The sequence below is a fragment of the Paraburkholderia phenazinium genome, assembly GCF_900142845.1.
Taxonomy (GTDB): domain Bacteria; phylum Pseudomonadota; class Gammaproteobacteria; order Burkholderiales; family Burkholderiaceae; genus Paraburkholderia; species Paraburkholderia phenazinium_A.
Window position 1 is genome coordinate 2,215,897 of sequence record NZ_FSRU01000002.1, and the last position, 26,098, is coordinate 2,241,994.

Genomic DNA, 26,098 nt, shown 5'->3' on the forward strand with positions numbered 1-26,098 from the left:
GCCCCAAGGCAAAAAGTTCGGCGCGCAGAGCGCGCCCGGGCTTTGTACAATGGCTCGGTATACCGGTGCGCACTGGGTGCGCGGCCGGCTTGAGACCCTATTCTTACAAAGTGCCATGGCTGATACCGCTACGCCCCCTGTCATCCGCCGCGCAGACTATGCGCCGCCCGCCTTTCTGATCGATACCGTTGCACTCGAATTCGATCTCGTTGCCGAACGCACAGTCGTCAAGAATACGATGCGCGTGCGCCGCAACCCCGACGCCACCCGTGCCGCACATCTCGAACTGCTGGGCGAGCGCCTCGAATTCGTTAGCGCAGCCATCGACGGCGCGCCGTACGCCGCCGTGCGCCCGAACGAACACGGCCTGACGGTCGAGAACGTGCCGGAAGCCTTCGAGCTGACGCTCGTCAGCCTCTGCAAACCCATTGAAAACACTACGCTCTCCGGCTTGTACGTGTCCAGCGGCAACTTCTTCACCCAATGTGAAGCGGAGGGCTTTCACGGCATCACCTACTTCCTCGACCGGCCGGACGTGATGGCGACGTATACGGTCACGCTGCGCGCGGACAAGGCCGCGTACCCGGTGCTGCTGTCGAACGGCAACCTGCTCGAAGAAGGCGACCTGCCGGACGGCCGTCACTTCGCCCGCTGGGAAGATCCGTTTCGCAAGCCCTGCTATCTGTTCGCGCTGGTCGCGGGCAAGCTGGTGTGCGTCGAAGAGCGCGTGAAGAGCGGCTCGGGCAAGGAAAAACTGCTGCAGGTGTGGGTCGAACCGCACGACCTCGACAAGACGCGTCACGCCATGGACTCGCTGATCCATTCGATCCGCTGGGACGAGGAGCGCTTCGGGCTCGAACTGGATCTGGACCGCTTCATGATCGTCGCCGTGAGCGACTTCAACATGGGCGCAATGGAGAACAAGGGGCTCAACATCTTCAACACGAAGTACGTGCTGGCGAACCCCGAAACCGCGAGCGATACCGACTTCGCCAACATCGAAGCCGTGGTCGGCCACGAGTATTTCCACAACTGGACCGGCAACCGCGTGACCTGCCGCGACTGGTTCCAGTTGAGCCTGAAGGAAGGCCTGACGGTGTTCCGCGACCAGGAGTTCTCCGCCGACATGGCAGGCGGCCAGAGCGGCGCCAGCGACGAAGCCGCGCGCGCCACCAAGCGGATCGAGGACGTGCGGGTGCTGCGCCAGATGCAGTTCGCCGAGGACGCCGGTCCGATGGCGCATCCGGTGCGCCCGGAAAGCTACGTCGAGATCAACAACTTCTACACGATGACCGTCTACGAGAAAGGCGCGGAAGTCGTGCGAATGTATCAGACGCTGTTTGGCCGCGACGGCTTCCGCAAGGGCATGGACCTGTACTTCAAGCGCCACGATGGTCAGGCGGTGACCTGCGACGACTTCCGTCATGCGATGGCGGACGCCAACGGCCGCGACCTCACGCAATACGAGCGCTGGTACAGCCAGGCGGGCACGCCGCGCGTGGCCGTCAAGACCGCGTACGACGCCGCCCAGCGCAGCTATCGCGTGACGCTCACGCAGGGTTACGGCGACGCCGCACCGGCTGCTCGCGAAACGCAAAAGGGCGCGCTGCTGATCCCGTTCGCCATCGGTCTGATCGGCAAGGACGGCGCCGATCTGCCGCTGCGGCTGGAGGGCGAAGCGAGCGCCACACCGGCCACCACGCGCGTGCTCGAACTGACGGAGACCACGCAGACGTTCACATTCGTGGATGTCGCCGAGAAGCCGCTGCCTTCGCTGCTGCGCAATTTCTCGGCGCCGGTGATCGTCGAATACGACTACACCGCCGAGGAACTGGCCTTCCTGCTCGCTCACGACAGCGATCCGTTCAACCGCTGGGAAGCCGGTCAACGGCTCGCAACACGTGAGCTGCTCGCGCTGACCGGGCGGGCCGCGACCGGCGTGCCGCTGCAACTGGACGATTCGGTCGTCGCCGCGTTTGCGCGCGTGCTGAGCGACGAGTCGCTCTCGCCGGCGTTCCGTGAGCTGGCGCTGATCCTGCCGTCCGAAGCGTACCTGGCCGAGCAGATGGCCGAGTCGAACCCCGCCGCCGTTCATACCGCCCGCCAGTTCGTACGCCAGCGCCTCGCCACCGCCCTCAGGAGCGAATGGCTCGCGGTGTACGAGCAACACCATGCACCGGGTGTGTATGAGGCGACGTCGAAGGCCAGCGGTCATCGCGCGCTGAAGAACCTCGCGCTCTCCTACCTCGCCGAACTGGACGATCCCGCCGAGGCCGTGCGGCTCGCTTCGGCGCAGTACGCCGCGGCCAATAACATGACCGATCGCTCGGCAGCGCTATCCGCCCTGCTCAATGCGGCGGCAGCAGGCGGCGGCACGCAGGCGCAAGACGCATTGGCCGACTTCTATCGCCGCTTCGAGCAGGAGCCGCTCGTCATCGACAAGTGGTTCGCCCTGCAGGCCACCCAGCGCGGCAGCGCACAGCGGCCGGTGATCGACACCGTGCGCAAGCTGATGACCCATCCGGCCTTTAATCTGAAGAACCCGAACCGCGCCCGCTCGCTGATTTTCAGCTTCTGCATAGCCAACCCGGCGCAGTTCCACGCCGAAGACGGTTCGGGCTATGCGTTCTGGGCCGAGCAGGTCATCGCGCTCGACGCGCTGAATCCGCAGGTCGCCGCGCGTCTGGCCCGCTCGCTTGAACTGTGGCGGCGCTTTACCCCCAGGTTGCGCGACGGCATGCATGCGGCGCTGGAAAAGGTCGCCGCGCAAGCGAAGTCGCGCGATGTACGGGAGGTCGTGGAGAAGGCCCTGGCCTGATCTCGCAGGCGCATTCGCGTAGGAAAAAGCCGGCACGTGTTGCCGGCTTTTTTTCGCCCGTAAGAATGAGTCGTAGGAATTAATTAGCCATCCGGACGACTGTTCTTGTTGGCTCGCAGGGGTGAAAGTAAACACATTCAATTAACGGTTTACGCTTAACGCATCGCGTTATATCATTCCCATGATCACAACATTTGGCAACAAGGCTACGGCACTCTTGTTTAGCGGCAGCTTCGTCCGGTCGCTGCCCACGCAGATCCAGCACATGGCGTTTCGCAAGCTGGTCATGATCGATACCGCGTCATCGGTCGAAGACCTGTACACGCCACCCGGCAATCGGCTGGAGGCGCTGCAAGGGCAACGCAGTGGGCAATGGAGCATCCGCATTAATGCGCAGTGGCGTATCTGCTTCCACTTCGTGGGCGGCGAGGCGCTGAATGTCGAGATCGTCGATTATCACTGATTGATTGGGAGACCACTATGGTCATCAAACGCTCCGAGCTGGACAGCATCGACTTTTCGGACATCGACACCGGCGAGCGGATTGCGCCGGTCCATCCGGGAGAGATCCTGCGCGGCGAATTCCTCGACCCGCTCGGCATGTCGGTCAACGCACTGGCAAAGGCCCTGCATGTGCCTACGCCGCGCATCAACGACATCATGCTCGGCAAGCGCGCCATCTCGGCAGACACGGCACTGCGCCTCAGCCGCTATTTCGGTGCGAGCGCGCAGTTCTGGCTCAACCTGCAGATCGACTACGACCTGCGTATCGCCACCGCAGCAGCCGGCGAGCAGATCGCCAACGAGATCGAACCGCTCGCCAGAGCGCGGCGCCCGAAGCTGCCCGGAACGCCGCGCGCTCGCGCAAGCGCTACCGCTCTGGCTAGAAAGGTCGCCAGCAGCGTGGCTGCGGTCAAACCTCGGCGCAAGCCCTGAGACTGCGCCGGAATGCGCTGGAATGAGCCGAGGTAGCGTGCACATTCCGTCTCAAAAGCGCGGGAAAGTCACAGCGAGCGGTTAAAATCGCACTATTCCTTCGCCTTATCGGAGTACTGCAATGGCTTTGCAACGTCGTACCACTCTTACGAAGTACCTGATCGAGCAGCAGCGTGAGACCAATAACCTGCCGGCGGATCTGCGGCTCCTGATCGAAGTCGTTGCGCGGGCGTGCAAGGCGATCAGCTACCACGTCAGCAAGGGCGCACTGGGCGATGCGCTCGGCACCGCGGGCAGCGAGAACGTTCAGGGCGAGGTGCAGAAGAAGCTCGACATCCTGTCCAACGACATCCTGCTCGAAGCGAACGAATGGGGCGGCAACCTCGCCGGCATGGCGTCCGAAGAAATGGAGAAGTTCTCGCCGATTCCGGCCAACTATCCGAAGGGTGAATATCTGCTGGTGTTCGATCCGCTGGACGGCTCGTCGAATATCGACGTGAACGTGTCGATCGGCACCATCTTCTCCGTGCTGCGGTGCCCGGACGGTCAGCAGCCGACCGAACAGTCGTTCCTGCAACCGGGCACCCAGCAGGTTGCCGCCGGCTACGCCGTCTACGGTCCGCAAACCGTGCTGGTGCTCACCACCGGCAACGGCGTGAACTGTTTTACGCTGGACCGAGAACTGGGTTCGTGGGTGCTCACGCAGAGCGACATGAGCATTCCGGTCGAAACGCGCGAATTTGCCATCAACGCGTCGAACGAGCGCCACTGGTACCCGCCCGTCGAACAGTATGTCGGCGAGCTGAAGGCCGGCCAGGACGGCCCGCGTCAGGCCGACTTCAATATGCGCTGGATCGCCTCGATGGTTGCCGACGTGCACCGTATCCTGAACCGCGGCGGCATCTTCATGTACCCGGCCGACAAGCGCACGCCGGACAAGCCGGGCAAGCTGCGCCTGATGTACGAGGCCAATCCCATGGCGTTCATCGTCGAACAGGCGGGCGGCGCCGCGACCAATGGCGAGAAACGCATTCTGGATATCGTCCCGAAGAGCCTGCACGAGCGCGTGGCGGTGTTCCTCGGCTCGAAGAACGAGGTGGATCGCGTCACCCGCTACCATCGCGAAACAAAAAATTGAGTCAGGGGCTTGCCAAAGCGCCAATGAAGTCCCTATAATCTCGGTTCTCCTGATGCCGGAATAGCTCAGACGGTAGAGCAGCGCATTCGTAATGCGAAGGTCGGGGGTTCGATTCCTCTTTCCGGCACCAACAGATTCAAGCACTTAGCCCAGTCATCGCGACTGGGCTTTTTGCTTTCTGGCTGTCAAAGAAAGAGCAGCGCGCCATTCAACGCTTCTTCATCCCGAGGATGCGTGAGCCACCCCTGCTTGACCGGCACCGAATAAAGACGAGGCGCGCCAAAGCGCGGCCAGAAATGACAAAGCCCCGGCACAATGGCCTGTACCACCGGCAGGCCGATGTCGGGGCGGGTCTTGTCGACCACCAGCAGTTCCATGCCGGCAGCGGCGAGCCGCGCCTTGCAATGCTCGATGGCCTCTTTCAGGCTCTGGAATTCGAGGCGCGGCCAATTCGATGCGTCGGCCACAGCTAACGTCTCGGCCGGATAGAGAAACTGCTTCGAGGTGAGTTTCGCTGCGTCCCACGGGCTCGGCGCATCCGCCGCGAGGTCGAGCAGTTGATTGACCTCGGTGAGGGCGCGCTGCACGGCGATGCGGCTGTCGAGATGGCAGCCGAACCCGATCGAGAAGCGCCCCGTCTCCGGCTCCTCGGCGAGAGCGACCACGACGGGAATGCCGAGATCGTGCGTGATGTCGAGGGCCCATAGACGCCAGCCGAACGACGCGTACTCCCGCACGAGCGAATCGAAGTAGGCATCGCCAAAGCTCGCCAGGTCGATGCCGGGGCGCGCGACCTGGTTGTACCACCAGATCGCGGTCGCGTCGCGCTCGATCAATTCCAGCAAGCCTTGCAGAATCGCTTCCTCCAGGCAGGCGCCGGCGGCGCTGCCGTTCGGATTGTGCACGCAAAAGAACAGCCCTTGCGCGGACTCGGGTGTTTCGGCATAGCAGTAGCTCAACGGCACGCAGCGGCGTGCCCCTGTGGTCAGCGACCATGCCGGCGTCCAGTCGATTGCGACATCCGGCGGAAACGGCAGGGGAACCTGCTTGCGGACGTCGTCGGTCAGCGGATTGTCCTGCTCGCGCCGCGCGAATTGACGCTCGCTGAACTGCTGAAGATCGTTGATATCGATTGGCAATCCGAAATATTCAGGATCGGCTCGCAGTTCGTTCATGCTTGCGCGGACCGTCGCCTCATCGCCTTGATACACGCCGCTGAAACGCTCCAGCGTCTCGCAGAGTGCGCTGACGCGCGCCTGTTCGTCGGTGCGGCCCTTACCCGAGCAAATCCGGTCGAAGCGGTTGGTGCGCGGCGTGCCGGCCGGACGGACCAGATAACCGGCCGCATAGACATGGCGCAGGCCCACATGACGCTTGGGCATCGGATGCAGATAGGCGATTGCGCCGCTAACCGGCGATATCAAATGCTGATAGCGTTGCCAGACTTGCCGGGGATCGGCCGACCGGAAGCCCGACTCGCGCTGCGCAATGGACGTACTGTCCGTCAGCGACGGCGCGCGCGCGGCCTGCTGCCGCATCCAGTGCGGATTGCCGCAGCAATGGCACTGAGGACGTTTGACGACACGATGCGCGGCCACCATCGACGTATCGAGCCGTAGCGACAGAATCTGCCCGCGCGCGGTGTCGCGACGCGCCTCGCTCACCGTGATCTGCTCGACCAGCGCGGCGACGAATGCGCACACGGCGTTCACGCCGGCCGACGTATGCGCGGGCGCGAGGCGCCTCGCCGCATCCCCGTGATGCCGGGCGAGGACGGCTTGTACGGGTTGATTCAGGCCGATCCAGTATCGGACACATTCGATGCACGGGCCATCATGTCCGTCGTTGGGTCCGGCCAACAGCGGGCCGACCAGCGGTTGCACACCGTAGGGCATCACGACGAGCAGCATGCCGTCGCGCGCAAGCACTTGTACCGCGAGTTCGGCAAGCTCATCCCGCTCGTATGAGTCGGTCAAGGCGACGACCAGCGGCGCCTCGCCGCTCACCTCCATGCCGCTTGCCTCGAATGCGCGAATCTGGGCGCGCGCATCGACACCGAATGCGCGTACCTCGACACGCTGGCGATCGATACGCTCGCAAGCCGTCCGCGCATCGATCCCGATACGCTCGAAAAAGCCACGCGCCGCGTCGCGTTCGTCGGCAAGATCGATGCTGACGTAGCCCTTGCTCACCAGGTGATCGAGCGCGGCAAGCACCTGCCATTCGGAGAACGTTTCCGACAGCGTCGCCAGCGTTTGCGCGATCGTCATCTGCTCGCGCATGCACGCGGCGATCCGGACGTAGAGCGCGCCCGCGAGTACCGATCGCCTGAACTCGTCCACCACGAACAGCGTTTCGGGGCCTGCATCGAGTACAAGCAGATGGGATTTGAAGCGCAGCACACGGGAGAAATCGCCGAGCATGACGTGATCGATCGGAGGGGAAAAGCGGGAAAGGGAAATACCGGGAACATGGCCGCACCGAACCGCGGCACCGCATTCAGCGAGCATGGGCGCACATGTCAGTGCGCCCATGCCCTTCACGGATTACCTGCGACGAGGCAATCGATCGCGGGTTAGCCGGGTCACCGCGGCTCAGCAGCAGGTGAACAGATAGGCCGGGCCTGCATCGTTGTAGGCGGCCAGCGCAATCGCTTCTTCGCTACCCGCCGAAGGGCGCACCGGCACGCCGAAGCTCATGACATTGTTCGGCAGCGACCAGCTTTGTTTTCCTGCGTCCCACCCAGCGCCTTCCGGTGCTTCGACCACCTTGAGGTCGATCAGCCAAGGGCAGGTGTAGTGAAAGTAGCGGCCCAGTGCTTCGAGAGGGTTTTTCAGCAGCGCGCCCTTGAATTCAGCGTCCTCCCACGAGAGCGCAATTGCGCGCAGATAGACTTCCTGAAACTCGAGCATCGACTCGAACGACGGAACAGCATTGTTGAGCGCCATATCGGACTCCGTAGTTATTCAGTTCAATCGAGGATGTGGATGTGTTCCGTGTTGTAGGCCGCGAGTGCCGCGGCACGCTGCTCTTGCTGCGCGGGTGCCGGAGGCAGGACCAACTGGAGCGTGTCGTTCTGTTGTGTCGTCCAGCCACCCGTTCTCGCCGGCGTCCACGCGGCGCTGCCGGTACGCACCTTGAGGTCGAGGCTGAACGGATACTTGTACCCGAAGCGATCGAACAGTGCCTGCCTGGGGCTGTCTTTCAGGTACTCGAGGAAGGCCGGGTCGTGCCACGCGGCGGCAATCGCCTGGATGACGACGGCGCGGTATTCAAGGAACTGCTCGTAGGTTGGAATCCTGCTGCCTAGCTCACTCATTGACGCTCTCCAGAGGGATGATGGTTTCCTGCTGAAATTGCCTGAACGAAACGGACTGCGCAGATCGGCGCAAACATTGCGCGATGTGTTCCTGGTGCGGAGCCTGGCCATGCGCCGAAACGACAACAGGCGCAGATCAGGCGGCGATCATGACCTCGCGATGACCAGCCCGGAGCCGCACTGGAATGGGGAGTGCTTCAGCAACAGTGCAGCGCGCCGGACTTGCGCAAAACGTCAATACGAGTCACTGACGCGTTGAGCGCAACCGATCCTACTCTTCATACCAGGTGCATGCAAGGCGTCGAAATAGTTGGGTCAAGTGTGCAAAAAAGCGGCGAAATCTGGCGGCGAACCCGCATGTTGCAGAGTCGTTAGATTCGGTAAGGAGCCAACGTCCTCGACGCCGCTCGCGATCCGTACAATCGCCTCAGAATGAAACTCAGGCGGGGGCGCCAGGTGAAAGCAATGCAAGTACACGTCCGGCTTTGCGCTCGATTATTTCGATGCCTGTCAGTCCTTGCCGCTCTTGTCTGCAGTGGTGCCCAATCCGCGTATGCCGACTGCGTCTCCAACGGTATCAACCTGCCTCTGGATCTCACGCTGCCGTCCGCGAATATCGCCGTGTCGCCGAGCTTGCCTCTGGGTGCGACGCTCGGCTCGGTACGCGTCGCGGCGCCGCAAAATATTCCGTTCGCCTGTAGCGGCACGTCGAACACGCGCGAGGCGCGCTTCGTCATGGCGGCGATTCCCGTGACTGATTTCGCCGGCGTCTATCGCACCAACCTCGCCGGCGTTGGCATGCGAATCAGCGTGAGCGGCGGGAGTTTTGCGGGTATCGACGACGGTCCCCGCCTCGCGCCCTACAAAGTCCCGCTGCCGCACGAAGCAAGCCATTTGACAGGCTTCGCGCTCCAGGTCGACTTCATCAAGACCGGGCTGGTGCAAAACGGAACCCTGGCTGCGGGCAAGCTCGTGAGCGTGCTGGTCGGCGGGGCGGAGCTTGTCGACGTGGCGATCCCGAGCGACGCCGTCGTGTTTGCGGCGAATCAGTGCGACGCGGTGCGTGTCGGAGGGGCTGTCGCAACAGGCATCGGCAGCGGCGGCGCGTTCACGGACGAAAGCATCGCCGTGGGTTTCGGCTGCAATCCAGGAATCGGCGTCATGGTGCAATTGAATCAAGGCTACGTGTACGGTAGCGCGCCGCTGCTGACTCACGACAATCCGGACAGGAAGGTCGCGGCAGCCCCTGACGGCGCGTTCGTTCACCATGCCGACCGGCGCCTCCCGGACCCGAATTCAATCGACGCCATCAACAGCGGTCCCAGCTTCAACTCAGGTGCGTTCGATTCGAACGCGTCCGGCTCCGGTTCTTTAAGCGGGAACACCTTCGGCGGAAATGCATTTGACGGAAGCAGCCGGGCAATGGACTTTCGCCGATAAGCCCGGCGCTCCACGAGCAAACATTGACGCAACCGAAGTCGCGCGCCTTCATCGTGCCGGCCCGGGCTCGACTCTCCTGCTGAACGGCAGCCTCGACGAAGCGTCGTAGGACACCGTCACCGTCTCGAGCGCGGCAAGAAAGTCCCGCGCATCGAACAGGTCGCCAAGACTCGAGACGCCGCCGCCCGCTGCAACCTTGCCCTGCAGCAGACGCTCAGTCGCCTCCACCACGATCGGTGCGCTGACCGCATAGATATCGCGACCAATTGCCGTGGCACGGCGCGTCGTTCCGCTTTGTTCGATCACAACGTCCACGATAAATTGCTGAGCCGAGCGACCCTGCTCGTCCTGAGGATGGGGCGTCGGTGTGTTGGGATCGCGAATGTCGCGCAGGGCCGAGAGCGCAAGCCAGGACTCGAGCGTGTCAATGCGCAAATGACGCGAAACGGTGAGCACTTCGGTAAAAGGCAGCATCACGACGTCCATGCTGCCGAGCGGCGACGGGAACGACCACACGCCTTCCGGCGCAGGCTGCGGAACAGGCGCGAGTCGCCCCGCCTGCTGGATGAGCCGCGTCGCGCGATTGCGGGCGCCGGTCAGACGCGTGCCGGGGGTGGGATGCCAACTGTCGAGGCCGATCGCGATGTCGACCCTGTCGAGCGGCTTGTCTTCGTCTGCGATTGCCGTGACGAGCAGATCGGCGAGTCCACCATAGAACGCCGCTGCGGGGATGAGCCTCACCCCGGCCGCGCGCGCGTTCGTGTCGCGTTGCTCGATCAGTTCCTGCAGCGCAGCCTGTTCCGCCATCACGTCGAGATAAGGAATCCCCGCGCGCAACGCGGCATCGACGATCGGCAACGCGGTATCGAGGAAAGGTCCGGCGCAGTTGATGACGGCGTCCGTACCATGAATCGCCGCGTCGAGTTGCCTGGGGTCGTCGATGACTGCGACGCGCCATGGAGCCGAATCGCCAGCGCCGCCTTCCCGCAGGCGCGCCGCATCGCGCCCTATCCGGACCACGCCAATGCCACGCCGCTCCAGCTCCGCCACAACAAACTTGCCCGTGTGACCCGTGGCCCCGTAAACCGCAACCGTAATTCGATCGTTCATGCTTGTCTCCGCTCCTGGATTGATTGATTAACGCTACAGACCGGTATGTTTTATAATACAGATCTGTAGCGCCGTCAACCGGCGAGTGCTATGATCGAAGCGAGTGTTTCGGCATGACCAATCTTTGAGGTTGAAGCGGAATGAAGAAGGGAGAAACAGCGCGCGCAGCCGCACCGGATACGCGCGAGCGCATCCTGCGGACCGCCAGCGAACTTTTCTATCGCGAGGGCACGCGTGCAGTGGGCGTCGACCTGATCGTGGAGCGGGCGGGTGTCGCCAAGACCAGCCTGTATCGTCATTTCGGCACGAAAGACGATCTGATCGAAGCCTTCCTGCTCCTCGAGGACGAAGACTTCTGGCGGCACTGGGATGGCGTCGCCGCACAGCACAAGGGCGCGCCGCGCGAGGAACTGGACGCGCAACTTCAATGGATCGGCGAACGTATCGCACGGCCGGGTTATCGCGGTTGCCCGCAGATCAACATCGCCGCGGAATATGCGGACGACAGCCACCCGGCCCGCAAGGTCGCGGTAGCGCACAAGCAGGAACTGCGGCGGCGGCTCGCGGAGTTGGGGCGAGCCTTGCGCGTCGATGAGCCGGAGACGTTTGCCTTACGGCTGGGAACCATCATCGACGGCGCACTCAGCAGCGGTCGCGCACTGCACGCAGAGGGCCCCGTACGGTTCCTGCAGGAACTGGCGCAACTCCTGATTCCGAAAAAGACCCGCAAGTGACGCCCTCGTCCTGCATCGCGTCACACCATACATCGGGCCTCAGGCGGCCGGCGCGGCGCCATCCAGCGCGGGTCTACGGCGCGTAAGCAGCAACAGCAGAAGCAGCGCCGTACCGGAACACAAGATCGCAACCTCCAGCAAGGCGTCGCTGCCTAACCGGATCAACAGCGCGATAAACAGCGGCGGCGCAGCGGCTGAAATCACGTTCAGAGGGAGCGCGATGCGCGACGCAGCCAACGCGTACTCGGCCTGGTCATAGAACACCAGCGGTATGGTTGCGCGCGCAACGGCAAGTGCGCCGCTCCCCAACCCATAGACCACGACGAACACCACGACCGCCGAATGCGACCCGTGACCCACGATCAGCAGCACCATCGCCACAGGAAGCGCAATGCCCGCAAAGATGCCGGTGGAAACGCCATCCCATTTGCCGCCGCCGAGGAAATCCACCGCTCGCGCGCCGACCTGAATCACGCCGAGCGCCGAACCGAAGGCGACGGCCTGCACCGCGGGCAGTCCGACTGCCTTGAGCAATTCGATAAAGATCGCGCTAAACCCAAACGTGACGAACGCATTCAAGGCGATTGCTGCCGCGATGAAGTAGAACGTGCTGCGGCGCGCCGGCACCTGGGCCGCTGCGGCGGGGAGACTGCGCGCGCGTTGAGGTGCGCCCGGCGTCTTCGCCGGAAGTCCGAACACGTAGAGCGGAAGGGATACGAGCATCATCATGCCGGCATAGACCGCGCAGGTTCCCTGCCAGCTCAACGCGTTCGACAGCAGCGATGCCAGTGGCCAAAAGAAACTGCTCGATAGCCCGGTGAGCAACATCAGGCCGCCGATCGCGCGTTTCGCCTTCGCTCCGGCCAGTTCGTTGAGCATGATGTAGGCGGCCGTCGAGAGCGTGGCGCTCCCCGCGGTTCCCAGTGTTACCCAGGCCGCGAAATACATGAGCGGTCCACGAGACGACGCAAGCACCAGGAACCCCAGGGCCGCCAGGACCGTGCCGCCCATCATCAGGCGCCGTGCGCCCAATCGGGCGAACGCGCGGGCCAGAAGCGGCGCCCACAGTCCCATCACGACATAGAACACGGAGCCGCCGGCGAACACCGACGAAAGATCCATCCGGAGATCGACGGCCATCTGCCTTCCCACGATCGCCGGCAAGCCGACGGTGCCCCAGCCGATGATCTGCGTGACGGACAAGACGAAGAGCGGGACGGCGATCTTTCTGTCGAATGAAGGAATACGCATCGGCTGTCCGTCGTCAAAGGAAATGGGACTTCAGTGGGCGAACCGGTGTGCAGCGTTTCGACTGCCGGCGCAAACCGATTTTAAGCAGTCTTTTTAGGCGCGTCTCGGCAGACAGGCGGATTGGATCATCGGATTGGCGCCGCAGGCCGGTTCAGCTTGCCCTGCAGGAAGTCGATCAGCACGCGCAGCTTGAGCGGCATCTGCGCACGGCTCGCGGTGTACAGATAAAAGCCGGCGAATCTCGGGCACCACGCGTCGAGTACCGGCACGAGCCGGCCATCGGCAAGCTGCTCCCGCACAAAGTCTTCCATCACGTGCAGCAATCCGACACCCTGCTCCGCGGCGCGCACCATGGTGCGCAAATCGTTGGTCACGAAGCTGCCGTGCGTGTCCGCCTCGAACACCCGCGACGGATCGCCCTGCGCCGCAAACTCCCAGCGGTAAATCCCGCCGCTGGTCGAGAAGCGGTAGCGCAAACAATCGTGCGCGGACAGATCGTCGGGCGTCTGCGGCTGGGGATAGCGCTCGAAATAAGCCGGCGAGCCGGCCACCACAATGCGGATCTCGCCGCCCAGAGGAATCGCCACCATGTCCTGCGCGAGCCGCTCGCCCAGCCGGATCCCGGCATCGAAGCCTTCGCCGACCAGGTCCGCGAGACCGTCGTCGAGCGACATCTCCAGGCTGATATGCGGATACAGGCGAGCGAACTCGCCCAGATGCGGCGCGACCAGCAGTTCGCTCGCCACGCGCGCGAGGTTGATGCGCAAGGTGCCGGCCGGATGATCGCGGGTTTCGTCGAGCGCGTCGAACGCGGACTCGAGGGCCGCGAGCGCGGGCCGCACGCGCTCCAGAAACTGCATGCCCGCCTCGGTGAGGGCGACGCGGCGGGTGGTCCGGTTGAACAGGCGCACCTTGAGCTGCGTTTCCAGCGTGCGCACCGACTGGGACAACGCCGACGCCGAGACGCCCGACTCGCCCGCCGCACGCGTGAAGCTGCCGTGCCGCGCTACGGCGGCAAATGCCATCAATGCCGGTAATTGAGCGGGATCCATACGTCGTTTCCATTGTGAAGCACGACTTCATAATCCTTCCAGACAACCGCTATTTTTCCAAGCAAAGAATCGGCGCAGGATAGCTCCATCGACCCACGTGTTCTGGAGGACACCCGCCATGACCATGAATCACTACACCCTGCTCGGCCGTTCCGGCCTGCGCGTCAGCCCTATCTCGCTCGGCACGATGACCTTCGGCACCGAGTGGGGCTGGGGCGCGCAGGAGCAGTCGGCGCAGCGCCTGTTCGATCTCTATGTGGATGCGGGCGGCAACTTCATCGACACCGCCGACCTCTACACCGAAGGCACCAGCGAAACATGGCTGGGCAAGTTCGTCGCGGCGCGCGGCCTGCGGGACCGCCTGGTGATCGCGACCAAATACGGCTACAACGCCGGGAGCGGGAATCCGAATGCCGGCGGCAACCATCGCAAGAATCTGCTGCGCGCGCTGGAGGGCTCGCTCAAACGCCTCGGCACCGACTACATCGACCTGTACTACCTGCACACGTGGGATCGCGTCACGCCCGTCGACGAAGTCATGCGCGCGATGGACGACGCAGTGCGGGCGGGCAAGATCCGCTACGTCGGCCTGTCGGATACGCCCGCGTGGTTCGCCGGACGCGCCCAGACGCTCGCCGACTGGCGCGGCTTCGAGCCGGTGGCGGCCATGCAGCTCGAATACTCGATGATCGAGCGCAATGCCGAGAATGAGTTTGCCGACCTCGCCGCCAGTCTCGGCATGGGGCTCGTGCCGTGGAGTCCGCTCGGGATGGGCGTGCTGTCGGGCAAGTATCGTCCGTCGCAGGACGGCGCGAGCCGCGGCGTATCGGGTGACGGCCGGCTGGCAAGCCTCGCGGGCAGTCCCCCGCCCGGCTTCGACAAACTGACCGAGCGCAACTTCCGCATCGTCGCCGAACTGGAGGCCGTTGCACGCGAAGCGGGCCGGCCAATGGCGCAGGTTGCGCTGAACTGGCTGCACCAGAAGCGCGGCGTGTCGAGCATCATCGTCGGCGCCACCAAACCGGAGCAATTGCAGGAATCGCTCGGGTCACTGGAGTTCACGCTCGAGCCGGCGTTGATCGCACGACTCGATGCGGTGTCGGAGCCCTCCCGGCCGTTTCCGTATTACATGTTCGCCGACGGTCATCAGGCGCGCATCCACGGTCAGGTCGAGGTGACCGACAAGCCCGCGGCATTCGACCGGCCGGTACGCGTGCCCGCTCCGCGACCTGCTGCTTCCTGACGCGCGCGGTAGATCGGCTGACAGATTGTTCCGCGTTAATTCGTCAGGCTAATTCCTGAAACCGTTTACAACCTTCCGACAATTGCACGCCGCTTTCAATCGGAATGCGGCGTGCATTCTTCTTTTCATAGACATACGTAAAAGAACGTCAGACGCGTCAACGGAATGCGCTAATTCGTCGTTAACCAAAAAATGCGGGGCAATTCGACGCATTTGAATTGGGCAGCGAACGGAGCCTATACGTTTCGGATCACATTGTGTCCTGTGTGCAGTGCAGCGAATGGATTGCTTAACGCTCCTGACAATCGGCCGACGTGACTGGGGAGCCCGGCATGTCTGGACGCAACGCGCGCCGCAGTGAAGGCTGCGCGAAGCACCATGACCTGTACGGCATGTCCACGCGCAAAGGATGTCGGTACGCTGCAACGCACCATTTTAGCGCTGCATTTGCAGGGCGAAACGTATTTGGCGCACATCGGGCACGCACGACGACGAAGCACCGGTAGCGAGCCGTTGCAGGTTTCAGGTTGGACTAGCGAGCGGGGTCGAGACTATGCACAACACGCTGCCGCAAGACCGTGCGCTACACGTGGTGGCGCGCGCGGCGGACACCGCACCGACGATCCGAGCGAATCAGTGCGACCGTTCGCAAATGCAGGGCAACCGTTAAATTTTATTCAAACGAATTCAAGCAAAGTGACGCTGTGCCGTTAAAGCAACAAATGGCGAATGAAATGCGGCGTTATGGGTTTGCAGCACTGGTGCAAAACGGGGACCGAGGCTGATAATCGGTCCGTACAGGAGAAATATCATGGATGCCAAACCGCCCAAGATTCCGACCCCGGATAAAGTTTTCAGTCCGGATCCGGAACCCGCTGGCGTTGAGTTCCTGGGCGCCGAACTGCCTGAGCATGTTCGCGCGTTCTTCGACGAACAACGCAAGTCGTGCGAGCAGAAGTAACAGTCAGCTGGCGCGCTGCAACATCGGGGAGTCGCACGCTGTGCGTCGCCGGTGGCCCGCTGCGCGCGTGCTACGCAGGTCGCAACGGGTCGCGCTAGCCGATCGTACGCGCTGAGGTTCGCCTCACAGCGCGTGATCGTCGTGCGTCTCGTCACCGCATCCGCGCCGCTTCCCCTTCGCATCGTTTATTCTTCAGGCTTTTCCGCTTCGACCGTTCGGTCGCTCTTCCTTCATGAACCGTTTGTATCGTAGTGGCGTGCTGGGCGCGCTTGCGTGGTGTGCCGCATTGGCTCTCACGCCGACACCCGCTCACGCAGACAGCGACGACACCGCCCTGACCAACCTGATCTCGCTCGTCTCGCAACGGCTCGCGCTGGCCGAGCCGGTCGCGCGCTGGAAATGGGCCAACCATCAGGACATCACCGACACGCCGCGTGAAGCCGCCTTGCTCGCCGACGTCGCCAAACGCGCCGCGGCCGCGCAGGTCGATCCGGCGTTCGCCCGTGCCTTCTTCCAGGACCAGATCGACGCCAGCAAGGAAGTGCAAAACGCCCTGTTCGCCACCTGGCGCAGCACCCGGCCGCCCGAAGGCGCGCCGCCCGACCTCGCCACCAGCACCCGGCCGCAGCTCGATCAGCTCACCCAATCGATGATCGCCGGGCTCGCGCGCGTGCAAACGCTGCGCGCGGCGGCGGACTGTCCGTCGCGCGTCGCGCAGGGGATTGCAAACTGGAAGACGTTGACGCGCTATGACTCCGCGCGCTCCGGTGCCCTCACCCATGCGCTCGGTCACGTGTGCGAAACGGGCGGAGTCGGCGCGACCGGCTAGATCGGCTATACCGCTTAGGCGACGCTCGCCGCGGCCGCGACGACGGAAACGCCCAGCGGCATGACCCGTAAGCCACGCGCCAGATGGCTTTGCAGAATCCGGTAGGTAGAGAGTTCGAAGGTACCGGTCCCGGTGACGCTCGTTGCATGCAAGCTCGCCGCCTCGGCAAGCGTCGGGGCATGCCCGACGTAACGCCAACGGTCCACCACGTGAAAGGCGCGCGCCTGCAATTCCGCGTCGCGCTCTTCGAAGACAATGGGACCGTCGAACGGCCAGGGGGCATCGACAGGGTCGCTCTTCGCCCCCCGCGGCAAACGGTTTTGCCCCGGGCGCAGCGTCGCGATCCATTGCGCTTCCGCCAGCATGGCGCCCAGTTCGCCGCCGGTTGCGAGCCATTCGACACGCCGCACCTGTTGCGCGAGCCGCAGGTCTTTCGACGAACGGCGCTCGCCGGTCAGGTGCGAGCGCAGACGCTGCCGGACCCGCACACTACGGCCGACGTAAAGCGGCACATCCTCCTCCCCGAAGAACGCATAGATGCCGCAGCCGGCGGGCGCCGTGTCGAGCAGGTCTTCCGTGATCTCGCCGGCCAGCCGGTAACGCCTAAGCGTGCGCTCGATCTGCGCCTGCAGCACCTCGAGCGGGACGAGGCCATGCAGACGCTGCCAGAACTGCCACAGCAGATCGGCGTCGGCGAGAGCACGGTGGCGGTCGGACGGCACCAGCGCGTGACGCTCCACCAGCGCGTCGAGTCCATGGCGCTTTTCCGCCGGAAACAGCGCGCGCGACAGACGCACCGTGCACAGCACATCCGGGTTGAACGCGAAGCCCGCGCGACGAAACTCACTGCGCAGAAAGCCGCGATCGAAACTTGCGTTATGGGCAATAAACAGCTTGCCGTCCAGACGCTCGAAAAGGCCGGGCGCGACGGCATCGAAGGTGGGGGCGCCGCGCACCATGGCATCGGTGATGCCGGTCAATTGCTGGATAAACGGCGGAATGGCCTGTTGCGGGTCGACCAGCGTACTCCAGCGGGACACACCCTCGGGCCCCACTTCGACGACGCCGACTTCGGTGATGCGATGCTCGCCGGTCGAACCGCCTGTGGTCTCGAGATCGACAAATGCGATCGGCATATCGATCGCGGGGTTCTGCAAAAACTGTTCAGACATGGGGACGGATAGGTTTCGATGCGTAGCTTGCGGCAAGTATGCACCAGTTGGCGTCCGGACACGCAGGCGGCATGGCCGCTTTAACGCCACACGCGAACAGTCCGCGGTCATTGCTCTTTGTGATTGGAAGCCGCAGTCGCCCACGCGGGATTATATTTTTATGACCGGCATGCGGGAGAGCCGGGTGTTTTTTATACTCGAAAACCCTGGGTAACTAGCGTGAAACGGCGCAATATAACTTAAGCACGTTATATAAACAAAACGGCGACCTTTTTAACCGGATTCCGACATGCCATGACGACGCTCGCCAGAACATGTTCCCGAAAAGACCGGCACCAATGCTTTGGCCCATAAAAAAAGCCCCCGGCAATGCGAGGGCTTTCTTCGTTCCACGATGCAGTGCATGCGACTGCATGGTCCGCACGACTTACAGGGGCTGGATGTTTGCCGCCTGCTTGCCCTTCGGGCCGGTCTTCACTTCGAAGGAAACGCGCTGGTTTTCCTTGAGCGACTTGAAACCTTCGCTGCGAATTTCCGAGAAGTGAGCAAACAGGTCGTCACCGCCGGAGTCCGATGTGATGAAGCCAAAGCCCTTAGCATCGTTGAACCATTTTACGATACCGGTTTCCATATTCCAGTTTCCCTCGAGATTTGATTTAAGACGGGCAATGCCCTCAGCCGATTACGATGCGCCCTGATACAGGTACGTGGCAACGATACGCTATCACGTTTGCCAATCGAAAATTCAGCATTGCCGTTATACGGGGAAGAAAGATCGGCCGTCAAGAGAATTTTTAATCGGCGCTTATCAGGTTAAAACATAACGGAATAACACCTGATCTGGCGCAATAGCCAACCACCTGTTAAGTAACAACCGAATAAGCGATACGTCGTTTTTACTCGATTAAATCCTCATTACGCATATCACCGGGAATTTTTCCCGCTATGTGTAACAAACCATGACATTCGTAAGTGTTTGTCCGGGTTGCTCGAGTAATAGGCCCCGCTCATGATGGACATGCGCAGTTGGTATCGGGAGATTGGCATGCTACTGAACGAATACCGTCGCCTCGCCGCATGGCTTGGCCGCGCGATCCACAAGGCACCCGTGGACACGACAACGCCGGCGGCCACAACCAGTTCGGCGTTCGACTTCGATCCCATGTGGCACGGCGATCACTGGCAAAACCTGCTGTCTTCCCCAATGGACGCACGCCACTATGTAATGGAAGATTGGAGCGTCGTAACGGACACTGATTTCGAGACAGCCGGACTGGCCGCCCAGATTCGCTAAAAAGAACCCGCCGGAATGATGGGCAAACGAAGGGCAAAAAAAAGCGCGACTGGGAAGTCGCGCCGACAAAGGTTTGGAGATCTTTTTCGTCAACGAAAAAGTCTGCTTCGGAAAGCAGAGACTTAAGTATATAGCGGAAGCATCTGATGATTTGAGGCGCAATCGGCAATCATCTATTGCGGATACGACAACAATGTCGATTTTTCATCGTTTTGGCGTTGTTTTTTTACATCGTTTCATGTAGCAATTGAACAACGCGCCACGGTTGACACCGCCGCCCTCACCCCCTTCTATCCCCGCAAAGCCTTTTCCAGCAAGGCCTCAACAGGCATCGCCAATAATTGCGCGTCAAGTAATACTTTATTGCGCAAATCGGAATGTCAGCTGGCCGACCGCATCCCTACACTCTGCCTGTCCGGAAACAAGCGCGCTGGATGTACCGCGCGTTTTCACGCAGATCACATCGCCTCTCGCAGCGTAAGCGTGACGTTTCCTTGAAGCCTGGGTTTCCAGAAACCCATCCTGTTCTCGGAGTTACAAAGATGAAAAAGACACTCATGGTCGCGGCCCTGACGGGCGTTTTTGCTACTGCAGCGCACGCACAAAGCAGCGTCACGCTGTACGGCCTGATCGATGCCGGCATCACCTACACGAACAACCAAGGCGGTCACTCGAACTGGCAAGAAACGAGCGGCTCGGTCAACGGTAGCCGTTGGGGCCTGCGTGGTTCGGAAGACCTCGGTGGCGGTCTGAAGGCAATCTTCACGTTGGAAAACGGCTTCAACATCGCTAACGGCAACCTCGGCCAAAACAGCCGTGAATTCGGCCGTCAAGCGTTCGTCGGTCTGGCAAGCGACCAATTCGGCGCAGTGACCCTCGGTCGCCAGTACGACAGCGCTGTTGACTACCTGGGCCCGTTGGCACTGACCGGCACGCAATACGGCGGCACGCAGTTCGCTCACCCGTTCGACAACGACAACCTGGACAACTCGTTCCGCGTTAACAACTCGATCAAGTTCCAGAGCGCAAACTACAGCGGCTTCAAGTTTGGCGGCCTGTATGGCTTCTCGAACGACGCAGGCGAGTTCTCGAACAACCGCGCATACAGCGTGGGCGCGTCGTACAACTACGGTGGCCTGAACGTTGCAGCTGCATACCTGCAACTGAACAACAGCGTCGGCGCACTGGGCGCGAGCACGAACTCGAGCGGCGCGGTCAGCGGCGACAACACGCTGCTGGCTGGTCGTCAGCGCACGTTCGGTGCTGGCCTGAACTACACGTTCGGCCCGGCAACGGCAGGCTTCGTGTACACGCAAACGAACCTCAACAACTTCGCTGGCATCAGCTCGGGCGCTTCGGGCATTGCTACGACGGGTGTGCAGTTCGCAAACGTAACGAGCGGTCACTTCCAGAACTTCGAACTGAACGGCCGTTACCAGATCACGCCGGCTATCAGCGTTGCTGGTGCGTACACGTACACGCAATCGAGCATCGAAGGCACGAACCCGAAGTGGAACCAGTTCAGCCTGCAAACCGCGTACGCGCTGTCGAAGCGTACGGACGTGTACCTGCAAGGCGAATACCAACACGTCAGCCAGGACGGCTCGGGCCTGAAGGCAGACATCAACAGCCTGGCAGCTTCGGGCAACAACAACCAAGTCGCTGTGACGGCTGGCCTGCGCCACCGCTTCTAAAGCATCAGGTTGTAGCAGTATCGAAAGGCGCCGCTTGCGGCGCCTTTTTTTCGTTCTCAGATAGGCGCAAGCGATCCCGTGGTGGGCGCCCTGTCCGTGTCCGCGCCTTGGGACCGATCAGCCGCCCGTATCCGGCGGCGGATAATGGACGTCGACCACATCGATCGGTTCAGGGCCCGCCGGCGTATGCAGCGTCACCTGGTCGCCGATCCTCGCCTTCACCAGCGCCCGTGCAACGGGCGAGATCCAGCTCACCCGGCCGTGGTCCAGGTCGACCTCGTCGACGCCGACAATCGTCACCGTGTGCGTCTCGCCGTCCTGTGTCTCGTAGTCGACGGTAGCGCCGAAGAACACCTGATCGACGTTTTCCTGCTTGCTGCTGTCCACGATCTCCGCGAGATCGAGGCGTTTGGTCAGGAAGCGGATGCGCCGGTCGATTTCGCGCAGACGCCGCTTTCCGTAGATGTAATCGCCGTTTTCCGAACGGTCGCCGTTCGAGGCCGCCCACGACACCAGCTTCACGACCTCCGGGCGCTCCTCGTCGATCAGATGCAGCAATTCATCGCGCAGCCGGCGGTAGCCGGCAGGCGTAATGTAGTTCTTCGCACCTGCGGGAATCGCAGGTTGCGCGACGTCGAGGTCGTCGTCATTTTCTTCACTCGACTCTTTGACAAAGGCCTTGTTCATGATCTTCCATAGACTGCAGCAAACCCTGCCTATCAAGGTTACACGATCGAGACAATGAGACAAATCGTAGTTTGAGGCTTCCCTTTTTTTGAAGCTTTGCTATAATCCCGTTTCTGCGTGCGGCTGTAGCTCAGTTGGATAGAGTACTTGGCTACGAACCAAGGGGTCGTGGGTTCGAATCCTGCCAGCCGCACCACTTATTTCGAGGGCCTCCCTCCGGGGAGGCCCTTCTGTTTCACCCCGGGGTTGTTGTGATACCGGCGTTGTACCCGTTTTAGCGTGCGGCTGTAGCTCAGTTGGATAGAGTACTTGGCTACGAACCAAGGGGTCGTGGGTTCGAATCCTGCCAGCCGCACCACCTTATAAAGGGCCTTCCAGATGGAAGGCCCTTTGTCTTTGGTTCGACGGATTACGACACCCCGCAGGGACGAACACGTTACCGGGGTGCAGACTGAATGTCGCCGATCTGCCCATCGGGCACCGGTATGTCTTCGACAGAGAGATCCCGGGTTTCTTCGCCGATAAGCGCCGCACTCAGGCCTGCGAGCGCCTGAGACTGCTGCAGCACGTCATCCACAGCGTCGCCGAAACGGCTCGCCACAAATGCGCGCAGTAGCGCGATACGCAGCGTCTCGCCGCGCCCCTCTGCCGTCCTGTGACCGCCTTCGAAGTCCGCGATGCAGTACGCCTGCTGACGGCTCCCGTGCTCGCGCACCTCCAGCCGCTGTGCGCGCTCCAGCACGACCGCCGCCGCCTCCCACGACGTGGACGGCGTGAAGCGTCCATCCCACGGACGTCCGCGATCCTCGCCTCGAATCGAGACGGTCTCTCCGCTGTCGGTAAAGTGAATTTCGCGCACGAAGTCGTGCAGGCTGCGAGCCACCCAATAATCGAGCGCCGCGCCGGCCAGGTCAGCTACGTTCATCGCATGTCCCCTTAAGAACAGGGTGAGACTCGAATCCGATGTGAGTGTTCAGACTTGCGCCGCGGCGCGCGGGCGGTGCCCGGTCAGTAATCGGCCCGTTCGCGATCGATACGCATCCCGCCGTCATGACGGTGATGCCCTTCCTCGCTTGGCCGTTCGCGCGCGATGCGCATCACGTCCGGATTGGTCCTGACGCGGCGCATCACATTGGCAAGATGCACCCGGTCGCTGACCTGAATCACGAAGCGCAAAACGGTGGATTCCTGCGACAGGTCTTCGTCCATCGCGATGTGGACGATGTTCGCGTCGGCGGAAGTAATATCCGCCGCCACGCGGGCGAAGACGCCCTTGGTATTCTTAACGAGCACCTTCACCGCGACGTCGAACAGACGTCCGGGCTGCGGCGCCCATGCCACGTCGATCCAGCGGCCTGGGTCGCGCTTGTGGATGCGCTGGGCGACGCGGCAGTCGGTGGTATGGATGGCCATGCCGAGACCGATGCCGATATAGCCCATGATGTCGTCGCCCGGAATCGGCCGGCAGCAGGCCGATAGCTGGACGGACATGCCTTCCGTGCCGGTGATCACCACCGGCGGCGCATGCGAGGTGTGGCCGGATTCGGAGCGCGGGCTGTCGTCGTCGGCGTCGCGGCCGCTCATCAGCACCTCGATGCGCTTGGCCATCACCGCTGCCACGCGCCGGCCGAGGCCGATGTCCGCGAAAATCTCCTGGCGGCTCTTGTTACCGGTCCACTGCACGAGCTTTTCCCACGCTTCCGGCGTCACATCCGACAGCGCGAGGTCGTAGCCCTTCAGCGCCTGGTCGACCAGCCGTTCGCCCAACTGCACCGACTCGTTCAGGCGCATCGTCTTCAGATAATGACGAATGGCCGAACGCGCTTTGCCGCTTCGCACAAAACCGAGCCAGGCCGGATTCGGCTTCGAATACGGTGCCGTGATCACTTCCACGATATCGCCGCTCTTCAGCTCGGTGCGCAGCGGCAGCAATTCATTGTTGATCTTCACCGCGACGCACTGGTTGCCCAGGTCGCTGTGGATCGAATACGCGAAGTCGAGCGCGGTCGCGCCGCGCGGCAACGCCATGATCTTCGACTTCGGCGTGAACACGTAGACCGCGTCCGGGAACAGATCGATCTTGACGTGCTCGAGGAATTCGCTCGAATCGCCCGCTTCGCTCTGAATATCGAGCAGCGACTTCAGCCACTGATGCGCGCGCTTTTGCACGTCGTTCAGGTCGGCGCCGCCGTTCTTGTACAGCCAGTGCGCCGCGACGCCCGCTTCGGCGATCTCGTGCATCTTGCGCGTGCGCACCTGAAACTCGATGGGTGCGCCGAACGGACCCACCAGCGTGGTATGCAGCGACTGGTAGCCGTTCACCTTCGGGATGGCGATGTAGTCCTTGAACTTGCCCGGCACCGGCTTATAGAGCGCATGCAGTGCGCCGATGCAGGTGTAGCACTCCAGCGCGCTCTCGACGACCACGCGGAACCCGTACACGTCGAGCACCTGCGAGAACGACAACTGCTTGTCGCGCATCTTCTTGTAGATGCTGAAGATGGTTTTCTCGCGGCCGGTGACTTCGGCGTCGAGCTTCGCGTCCGCAATGGCGCGCTGCACCGACTCCAGAATCTTGCCGACCACTTCCCGCCGGTTGCCGCGCGCCGCCTTGACGGCTTTTTCGAGCGTGGCGTAGCGATGCGGGTTGAAGTTCGCGAAGCTCAGGTCCTGCAGCTCGCGGTAGGTATTGTTCAGACCGAGCCGGTGAGCGATCGGCGCGTAGATATCCAGCGTTTCGCGTGCCACGCGGCGGCGCTTTTCCGGCGGCACCGCACCGAGGGTGCGCATGTTGTGCAGCCGGTCGGCCAGCTTGACGAGAATCACCCGCACGTCGCGCGCCATCGCGAGCAGCATCTTGCGGAAATTCTCCGCCTGCGCCTCCTCGCGATTGCGAAACTCCATCTTGTCCAGTTTCGACAGGCCGTCGACCAGTTCCGCGACCTTCGCGCCGAAGCGCTCGGCGAGTTCGGCCTTGGTCACGCCCTGGTCTTCCATCACGTCATGCAGCAGCGCCGCCATGATCGACTGGGCGTCGAGCTTCCAGCTGGCGCAGGTCTCCGCGACAGCAACCGGGTGCGTGATGTAGGGTTCGCCGCTCTGGCGATACTGGCCGAGGTGGGCCTCGTCGCTGAAGTGGAAGGCCGCCTTGACGTCCTTGATCTCTTCCGGCGACAGATAGCCGGACAAGGTGGTGGTCAGCTTGGCGATCGAAACGACGTCGTGCCGGCGCGGCTGCTCCGGCGTAGCGGTCGGCCCGAACAGATGGCGAAACGACTGTTCGAGGACCGCGTCGATGTACTTGCGTGCAGAAGCCGGTGAGTCGCCCTCGTGGGCTTCGTGCTCCACTTCCGTGACGGGGGGCGAGGGGTTGGTGCTCATATTCGCCTCCGTATCGGGTTGGGCGCCGGTCTGCACGCGTGTGTTGAATTACATGGCAATCGAATACGGATGAAGCGTACCTTAGACCGGTACCTTCTTCAGCATTTCGACGCCAACCTGGCCTGCCGCGATTTCACGCAGCGCGACAACGGTGGGCTTGTCGCGGCTTTCGATCTTCGGTGTGTGCCCTTGTGCGAGCTGGCGTGCGCGATAAGTTGCGGCAAGTGCCAGTTCGAAACGATTCGGGATCATTTTCAGACAGTCTTCGACGGTAATGCGGGCCATGTTGGGTTCCTTCTCAGTATGTTGCTTATTCTACCTTATGTGCTCGGTACCTCGCCGCGATCACGCGTGCGGAAGGTGGATGCCAAGCTGCACAAAAAGGTCCGTGTGGCGTGCGTATTGGGAGGCGAAGCGCAAGCGCGTCGAAGCAACCAGACACTGCAGCTCCGCGAGTGCGCGGTCGAAGTTCTCGTTGATCACCACGTACTCCGCTTCAGCCGAGTGTGCGATCTCGCTACCGGCCGCCAGCAGGCGCCGCGTGATCACGTTCGGTTCGTCCTGGCCGCGCTTTTTCAAACGCTCTGCGAGCGCTTCGAGCGAGGGCGGCAGAATGAAAATTTCGACTGCATTGCGAAACTGCTTTTTGACCTGTTGCGCGCCCTGCCAGTCGATTTCGAGCAGGACGTCATGGCCGCTTTTCATCTGCTCTTCGATCCACAGACGCGAGGTCGCATAGTAGTTGCCATGCACCTCGGCGCTTTCGAGGAACTCGCCCTCGGCGTGGCGCTTCAGGAAATCGTCGACAGTCGTGAAGTGGTAATGCTCGCCGTCCTTCTCCTTCGGACGCGGTGGGCGCGTCGTGTAGGAGATCGACAGGCGGATCGCCTCGTCGCGCGCGAGCAGCGCGTTGACGAGCGTCGACTTGCCCGCGCCCGAAGGCGCGACCACCATGAACAGGTTGCCGGGATAAGCACCGGCGTAGGGATTGCGCGGTGCGCTGCTTTCGCGTGTGTGGTCGGTCATTGCAATCGTTGTC

General features: G+C 62.3%; 24 protein-coding genes and 3 tRNA genes. 14 read left to right on the top strand and 13 right to left on the bottom strand.

Features of this window, described 5'->3' with window-relative positions:
• Positions 1–115: 115 nt before the first annotated feature.
• From pepN to BUS12_RS26875, 5 genes are all read left to right on the top strand, one after another.
• Positions 116–2,818: an aminopeptidase N gene (gene pepN, locus BUS12_RS26855; RefSeq protein ID WP_074300428.1), complete on the top strand. Its 2,703-nt coding sequence runs from the start codon at positions 116–118 to the stop codon at positions 2,816–2,818.
• A 181-nt stretch (positions 2,819–2,999) separates the two neighbouring features.
• Positions 3,000–3,281, top strand: a complete 282-nt coding sequence (locus BUS12_RS26860; protein ID WP_074300429.1) for a type II toxin-antitoxin system RelE/ParE family toxin — start codon at positions 3,000–3,002, stop codon at positions 3,279–3,281.
• Between the two features lie 17 nt (positions 3,282–3,298).
• Positions 3,299–3,754, top strand: coding sequence for a HigA family addiction module antitoxin (locus tag BUS12_RS26865; RefSeq protein ID WP_074300430.1), 456 nt, complete (start codon positions 3,299–3,301; stop codon positions 3,752–3,754).
• A 121-nt stretch (positions 3,755–3,875) separates the two neighbouring features.
• Complete coding sequence (locus tag BUS12_RS26870; protein ID WP_074300431.1) at positions 3,876–4,892, top strand: class 1 fructose-bisphosphatase; 1,017 nt, start codon at positions 3,876–3,878, stop codon at positions 4,890–4,892.
• 54 nt (positions 4,893–4,946) lie between these two features.
• A tRNA-Thr gene (locus BUS12_RS26875) sits at positions 4,947–5,022 on the top strand.
• Positions 5,023–5,077: 55 nt separating this feature from the next.
• Here the strand turns inward: BUS12_RS26875 and BUS12_RS26880 are convergent.
• From BUS12_RS26880 to BUS12_RS26890, 3 genes are all read right to left on the bottom strand, one after another.
• A complete protein-coding gene (locus tag BUS12_RS26880) occupies positions 5,078–7,315 on the bottom strand; it encodes a TOMM precursor leader peptide-binding protein (RefSeq protein WP_074300432.1) in 2,238 nt (745 codons plus the stop codon).
• A 171-nt stretch (positions 7,316–7,486) separates the two neighbouring features.
• Positions 7,487–7,840: a BMA_0021/BMA_0022 family TOMM bacteriocin gene (locus BUS12_RS26885; RefSeq protein WP_074300433.1), complete on the bottom strand. Its 354-nt coding sequence runs from the start codon at positions 7,838–7,840 to the stop codon at positions 7,487–7,489.
• A 23-nt stretch (positions 7,841–7,863) separates the two neighbouring features.
• Positions 7,864–8,211: a BMA_0021/BMA_0022 family TOMM bacteriocin gene (locus BUS12_RS26890; RefSeq protein WP_074300434.1), complete on the bottom strand. Its 348-nt coding sequence runs from the start codon at positions 8,209–8,211 to the stop codon at positions 7,864–7,866.
• 621 nt (positions 8,212–8,832) lie between these two features.
• Between BUS12_RS26890 and BUS12_RS26895 the strand changes: the two genes are divergently transcribed.
• On the top strand, positions 8,833–9,651 hold the full coding sequence (locus tag BUS12_RS26895) for a hypothetical protein (protein ID WP_074300435.1): 819 nt from the start codon (positions 8,833–8,835) through the stop codon (positions 9,649–9,651).
• A 48-nt stretch (positions 9,652–9,699) separates the two neighbouring features.
• On the opposite strand, the gene BUS12_RS26900 is transcribed toward BUS12_RS26895, so the two are convergent.
• Positions 9,700–10,761, bottom strand: coding sequence for a saccharopine dehydrogenase family protein (locus BUS12_RS26900; protein ID WP_074300436.1), 1,062 nt, complete (start codon positions 10,759–10,761; stop codon positions 9,700–9,702).
• Positions 10,762–10,901: 140 nt separating this feature from the next.
• Between BUS12_RS26900 and BUS12_RS26905 the strand changes: the two genes are divergently transcribed.
• Positions 10,902–11,495: a TetR/AcrR family transcriptional regulator gene (locus tag BUS12_RS26905; RefSeq protein ID WP_074300437.1), complete on the top strand. Its 594-nt coding sequence runs from the start codon at positions 10,902–10,904 to the stop codon at positions 11,493–11,495.
• Between the two features lie 39 nt (positions 11,496–11,534).
• On the opposite strand, the gene BUS12_RS26910 is transcribed toward BUS12_RS26905, so the two are convergent.
• Positions 11,535–12,746 (bottom strand): MFS transporter, encoded by a 1,212-nt coding sequence (locus BUS12_RS26910; protein WP_074300438.1) that lies wholly within the window; start codon positions 12,744–12,746, stop codon positions 11,535–11,537.
• A 125-nt stretch (positions 12,747–12,871) separates the two neighbouring features.
• Positions 12,872–13,798, bottom strand: a complete 927-nt coding sequence (locus BUS12_RS26915) for a LysR family transcriptional regulator (RefSeq protein WP_074300439.1) — start codon at positions 13,796–13,798, stop codon at positions 12,872–12,874.
• 118 nt (positions 13,799–13,916) lie between these two features.
• Between BUS12_RS26915 and BUS12_RS26920 the strand changes: the two genes are divergently transcribed.
• The 3 genes from BUS12_RS26920 (at position 13,917) to BUS12_RS26925 (ending at position 16,831) form a co-directional block, all read left to right on the top strand.
• Positions 13,917–15,041 (top strand): aldo/keto reductase, encoded by a 1,125-nt coding sequence (locus tag BUS12_RS26920; RefSeq protein ID WP_074300440.1) that lies wholly within the window; start codon positions 13,917–13,919, stop codon positions 15,039–15,041.
• A gap of 811 nt (positions 15,042–15,852) precedes the next feature.
• A complete protein-coding gene (locus BUS12_RS38965; protein ID WP_171991723.1) occupies positions 15,853–16,002 on the top strand; it encodes a hypothetical protein in 150 nt (49 codons plus the stop codon).
• Positions 16,003–16,234: 232 nt separating this feature from the next.
• Positions 16,235–16,831, top strand: coding sequence for a chorismate mutase (locus tag BUS12_RS26925; protein WP_074300441.1), 597 nt, complete (start codon positions 16,235–16,237; stop codon positions 16,829–16,831).
• Between the two features lie 14 nt (positions 16,832–16,845).
• On the opposite strand, the gene BUS12_RS26930 is transcribed toward BUS12_RS26925, so the two are convergent.
• Complete coding sequence (locus BUS12_RS26930; RefSeq protein WP_074300442.1) at positions 16,846–18,003, bottom strand: exonuclease domain-containing protein; 1,158 nt, start codon at positions 18,001–18,003, stop codon at positions 16,846–16,848.
• 427 nt (positions 18,004–18,430) lie between these two features.
• Positions 18,431–18,634: a cold-shock protein gene (locus BUS12_RS26935; RefSeq protein WP_074300443.1), complete on the bottom strand. Its 204-nt coding sequence runs from the start codon at positions 18,632–18,634 to the stop codon at positions 18,431–18,433.
• 414 nt (positions 18,635–19,048) lie between these two features.
• Between BUS12_RS26935 and BUS12_RS26940 the strand changes: the two genes are divergently transcribed.
• Both BUS12_RS26940 and BUS12_RS26945 read left to right on the top strand, forming a co-directional pair.
• Positions 19,049–19,297, top strand: coding sequence for a hypothetical protein (locus BUS12_RS26940; RefSeq protein WP_074301728.1), 249 nt, complete (start codon positions 19,049–19,051; stop codon positions 19,295–19,297).
• 542 nt (positions 19,298–19,839) lie between these two features.
• A complete protein-coding gene (locus BUS12_RS26945) occupies positions 19,840–20,991 on the top strand; it encodes a porin (protein WP_074300444.1) in 1,152 nt (383 codons plus the stop codon).
• 117 nt (positions 20,992–21,108) lie between these two features.
• Here BUS12_RS26945 and greB read toward each other — a convergent pair whose 3' ends face one another.
• Positions 21,109–21,678: a transcription elongation factor GreB gene (greB, locus tag BUS12_RS26950; protein ID WP_074300445.1), complete on the bottom strand. Its 570-nt coding sequence runs from the start codon at positions 21,676–21,678 to the stop codon at positions 21,109–21,111.
• A gap of 119 nt (positions 21,679–21,797) precedes the next feature.
• Between greB and BUS12_RS26955 the strand changes: the two genes are divergently transcribed.
• Positions 21,798–21,874: transfer RNA gene (locus BUS12_RS26955), tRNA-Arg, on the top strand.
• Between the two features lie 85 nt (positions 21,875–21,959).
• Positions 21,960–22,036 (top strand) — tRNA-Arg (locus BUS12_RS26960).
• A 78-nt stretch (positions 22,037–22,114) separates the two neighbouring features.
• On the opposite strand, the gene BUS12_RS26965 is transcribed toward BUS12_RS26960, so the two are convergent.
• The 4 genes from BUS12_RS26965 to gmk all read right to left on the bottom strand — a co-directional run bounded on the left by BUS12_RS26965 (position 22,115) and on the right by gmk (position 26,085).
• On the bottom strand, positions 22,115–22,603 hold the full coding sequence (locus BUS12_RS26965; protein WP_074300446.1) for a phage protein NinX family protein: 489 nt from the start codon (positions 22,601–22,603) through the stop codon (positions 22,115–22,117).
• An 83-nt stretch (positions 22,604–22,686) separates the two neighbouring features.
• A complete protein-coding gene (locus BUS12_RS26970) occupies positions 22,687–25,059 on the bottom strand; it encodes a RelA/SpoT family protein (RefSeq protein WP_074300447.1) in 2,373 nt (790 codons plus the stop codon).
• A gap of 81 nt (positions 25,060–25,140) precedes the next feature.
• Positions 25,141–25,344: a DNA-directed RNA polymerase subunit omega gene (rpoZ, locus tag BUS12_RS26975; protein ID WP_031359151.1), complete on the bottom strand. Its 204-nt coding sequence runs from the start codon at positions 25,342–25,344 to the stop codon at positions 25,141–25,143.
• A 60-nt stretch (positions 25,345–25,404) separates the two neighbouring features.
• Entirely contained in the window at positions 25,405–26,085 is a 681-nt protein-coding gene (gmk, locus tag BUS12_RS26980; RefSeq protein WP_074300448.1) for a guanylate kinase, read from the bottom strand.
• Between the last annotated feature and the right edge of the window lie 13 nt (positions 26,086–26,098).